Raw genomic sequence first — 2333 nt, forward strand, 5'->3', positions numbered from 1 at the left:
CCATTATCCACCCTAACCTATGATGCGATGAGGGAGTATGGTTTCCTCCTCGGGAGACATTTTAATGAGGGCCTGGCGGCGACAATCCCCAACACAATCTCAAGCCTCGGGCAGCCAAACTTCCTCCCACCCTCCTACTTAACCACAGGAACCCCCACCTCACAGAACATAAACATAGAGATAAACACCAATGTGTCAATAGACAGGGTGGAGGATGATGTTGACGTCGAGGCGATGACGAGGAAGATCACGAACAAGGTGAAGGAGAATATGTGTGATGAATTGAACAGGCAAGGTATCCTCCCCTACCTGTATGGCCGCGGATATGTGAGGGGGGTGAGATGATCATAGTCTATGGTGATTGGAGCATACAGGGACATAAACCATCAGGGATAGTATCCGTGCAGGTGAACCTCCCAAAGGTCACCCTGCAATGCGTGGCCCTCCCCAAGCCCGGGAAGACCCCCCTGGATGAGGTTAAACTATTCATGGGATTGGCGAAGTACCAGGTCAGCAATGATTTCCTCCTAAATAAGGGGACCTATGTGCAGGGGGATAGGAGCCGTGACCTCCTAACCATCACAGACGGTGTGAATGTATTCAAGGGGATGATCGAACCCCCCTCCTACCAGTTGGACAGGTTCAGTGATGAGATCATAGAATACACCCTAACCATCCACCTGGAGCTACCCTCTGATATAAGCAGGGTCTTCAAGGCAGGGGACTTCTCCCCCACATATTTCAACTCTTTCTATTTCCATGTTGGCGTGGAGTGATCCCATGGTGATGGATTTCAGGTTCATAGAGTTCGGCGGCCGCGGGTGGGTTGACCTGGAGGAGGAGTTCATAGTAGCCCGGCGTGGTGACACAATCAAGGGCTACGCTATCCTAAAAAACACAGGGGATGAGGTCATTGAGGACCTCCTAATCATGCCGGCCCATGATCCCTTCGCCTCCTTCAGTGAGAAACAGTCATGGATGAATGATCTAATGATATCCTCCCTAACCTTTAAGGAGCCCCGCCTCCCTGACAAGATCATACCCGGGGATGAGGTGATGGTAGAGTACACGCTGCAGCCACCATGCACCGGCCCCTTCCAGTTCATAATCCTGGCCACCGCCACTAACAAGTCAGGAACAGCCTTCCCCGGATACCCCGTGAATTACCGTGCGGAGATAATAAACGCGCCATACGTCAGTCATGAGGAGTGGATCATCGATTTCAAACTCCCCAACCCCCCACGGAAGAGCAGGTTTGACTATGAGGATATCCTCATAGAACCCTTGACTCCCGAAGGGGCGACGCCAGGGGATAAGCGATTCATCCCCTGGATCTGGCTGAATAAGGGGGGGGATGACAGGTGGAAAATACGGGCCTACTTGAGGACCCCCGGGGGGTTCACGCCGCGTATCACGGATAAGTGGATGGGCTTCATCTACACAGGCTTCAGTGTCCCTGTGGATCCTGGCCGCATCATGAATTATGACTGGTTGAAGTCACAGTCACCACATTTTACTGTGGATGTGTCCTGGGAGGAGGCCACGATAGTCACGGATTACTTCCTATTGAAGGGGGTGATCCGGTGAAGATCCTGGTGAACAACCGGGAAGTCCCGGTGACAGGGTTAAGCGTGAATCACATGATCAACTCTGTTGCGAAGGCCACATTCTCCACCCATGAGGAGGTGCGTGTGGGGTACTCTGTAAGTGTAATCTCCGATGATGATAAGAAAATCTTTGAGGGGTATGTGAATCATGTCACCCTCGATTATGGTAGTATGACATCTAATTGCCGGGCGATCTCCTCACCAATACATAATCGCCTCATGCAATACTCTTACACCTTTAAGGAGCAGGAGTTTCACTCATGGGGGGTTGTCCTCCTCCGGTTCCTGCAGTCCTGTGGGATCACATTACACCCCCACTCCTGCATCCCTGCACAGTCACGGGTTAATGCAGGGGCGAGTTACCTCTATGGAACCATGGTTCAACCAGGGAAATCCTCCCTGGAAACCTTCATGAAGTTGCACCCATTTCATGGGATGGTGGAGACAAAAGATGATGTGAAGGTAATCACGGTGACATGGAATGACCTGATTCAAAACTTAATGGAGGAAACCGGTCGTGACCTTTTCTGGATCCTGCATGGGAAAATGATGTACATCGGATGCAAGGGTAATGCGGGTTTCGAGGTCAACCCTAACCTCCTAAAATCATTAAAAATCACAGAGGACGCAACTGAAGTTGTTGAGTCACTTGAAAACTTACGGGTGGTCTATTAGGTGGTGTCTGATAAATGGCTTCAGGAAAACAGGGGATGGTACCGCGTCCCC

Annotated in this window: 4 protein-coding genes; all 4 read left to right on the top strand. The window is 51.1% G+C overall.

All coding sequences use genetic code 11. The annotated features are described in order from the left end of the window. On the top strand, nt 1-345 hold a 345-nt coding region (locus tag GXX34_12510), incomplete at its 5' end, for a hypothetical protein (protein ID HHW08330.1). Beyond that, the gene (locus tag GXX34_12515) at nt 342-776 is read left to right on the top strand and encodes a hypothetical protein (GenBank protein ID HHW08331.1); all 435 of its coding nucleotides are present in this window, start codon (nt 342-344) and stop codon (nt 774-776) included. The genes GXX34_12510 and GXX34_12515, both read left to right, overlap by 4 nt. Nucleotides 777-780: 4 nt before the next feature. After that, nucleotides 781-1587, top strand: coding sequence for a hypothetical protein (locus GXX34_12520; GenBank protein ID HHW08332.1), 807 nt, complete (start codon nt 781-783; stop codon nt 1585-1587). Further along, on the top strand, nt 1584-2282 hold the full coding sequence (locus GXX34_12525; protein HHW08333.1) for a hypothetical protein: 699 nt from the start codon (nt 1584-1586) through the stop codon (nt 2280-2282). The genes GXX34_12520 and GXX34_12525 overlap by 4 nt, the downstream gene beginning before the upstream one ends. The last annotated feature ends 51 nt before the right edge of the window (nt 2283-2333 follow it).

The organism is Clostridia bacterium (genome assembly GCA_012840125.1).
GTDB lineage: Bacteria > Bacillota > DULZ01 > DULZ01 > DULZ01 > DULZ01.